Source organism: Gilliamella sp. Fer4-1, assembly GCF_001690515.1.
GTDB classification, from domain to species: domain Bacteria; phylum Pseudomonadota; class Gammaproteobacteria; order Enterobacterales; family Orbaceae; genus Gilliamella; species Gilliamella apicola_C.
In genome coordinates this window covers 1-1,252 of sequence record NZ_LZGZ01000172.1, presented here as the reverse complement: position 1 = coordinate 1,252, position 1,252 = coordinate 1, and the positions used below count along the sequence as shown (strand labels likewise).

The 1,252-nt window shown below is 33.1% G+C and carries 1 protein-coding gene, 1 other RNA gene and 1 pseudogene; all 3 read right to left on the bottom strand.

The window, feature by feature from the left end; genetic code table 11:
* Window positions 1–54 precede the first annotated feature (54 nt).
* Window positions 55–150: signal recognition particle sRNA small type (gene ffs / locus A9G30_RS06030), an RNA gene on the bottom strand.
* Between the two features lie 138 nt (window positions 151–288).
* Window positions 289–582, bottom strand: coding sequence for an integration host factor subunit alpha (locus A9G30_RS06025; RefSeq protein ID WP_065566618.1), 294 nt, complete (start codon window positions 580–582; stop codon window positions 289–291).
* A 4-nt stretch (window positions 583–586) separates the two neighbouring features.
* Window positions 587–1,252 (bottom strand): annotated as a pseudogene (gene pheT / locus A9G30_RS06020) (phenylalanine--tRNA ligase subunit beta); the annotation flags it as partial.

The following is a 1,252-nucleotide window of genomic DNA, read 5'->3' as shown; positions in this document are numbered from 1 at the left end:
ATTTATAATTTTTAAAAATAGATAAATTTACTATAAAATACGCCTTGGAGGAGACTCTATCAGCCACATCCCACACACATATTTTTTACCTTGGCTGCTTCCTTCCGGACCTGACCTGATGAGCAAAAAAATGTTGCAAGAGGACCCATAGAGCCTCCATTGAAGAATGGCTATTATGCTTTATTTAAAAAATTAATACAAGTATTTTTATAAATAAAAGTTAGCCTTTCCAGTGTTTTTAATAAGAGAAAGGCTATTATATTAAGCAAGCAGAATAAGAACTTAATATTAAATAACTAAATTTTTTTCTACACGCTCTCTGAATTTAATTCCAGGTCTAAAGGTAACAACGCGGCGAGCTGAGATATCAACACTTTCTCCTGTTTTAGGATTTCGACCAGGGCGTGAGTTTTTATCTCGTACCGAAAAATTACCAAATCCAGATAATTTTACTGGCTCCCCTTTTTCCAAAGCCACTCGAATCTCTTCAAAAAAGAGTTCAACAAGGACTTTAGCTTCTTGACGATCAATGGTAAATTTTTCGGCAAGACGATCTGCAATATCAGCTTTAGTTAATGTCATATTATTATTCTCTTAATAGGGCTTTAAAACGATTTTGTAAAGCAGTAACGCATTTACTTACAATGTTTGTTATATCTTCTTCTTCAAGTGTACGTGATTTATCTTGTAAAATCAAACTGATAGCAAGACTTTTTTGATTTTCTTTGATATTTTCACCTTGGTAAACATCAAACAAATTAACTTTAATAAGTTGCTCACCACCAGCCCGCTTACACTCAGAAATAATATCAGCTACTGGAATTGTATTTGATACCACAATAGCTATATCTCGTTTGTTCGAAGGATACTTTGATAAGTCTTGAGCAACAGGTACTGTCTTGTTATTAATTTTAGCTAAATTTATTTCAAAAACAAGTGTTTTACTATTTAAAGATAATTTTTTTTCAATTTCTGGATGTAAGACACCTAGATAGCCTAATAGCTCATCATTCAAATAGATAGTAGCACTTTGCCCAGGATGCAAGGCAGGTAGTTGAGCTTTTTTAAACTGCACTTTATCCGCACAGCCTAAAAGAGAAAAGATTGATTCAATATCACCTTTAAGATCATAGAAATCGACATTCTTTTTAGGAAGTTGCCAATGCTCTTCATATAAGCTACCTGTAACAATGCCTGATAACATTAACTCTTGATGTACACCTAATTCATCTTTTTCATCCGGTATAAAACG

Coding starts and splice junctions, on each gene's coding strand:
- A9G30_RS06025 (WP_065566618.1), bottom strand. CDS start 582: ATGACATTAACTAAAGCTGATATTGCAGATCGTCTTGCCGAAAAATTT.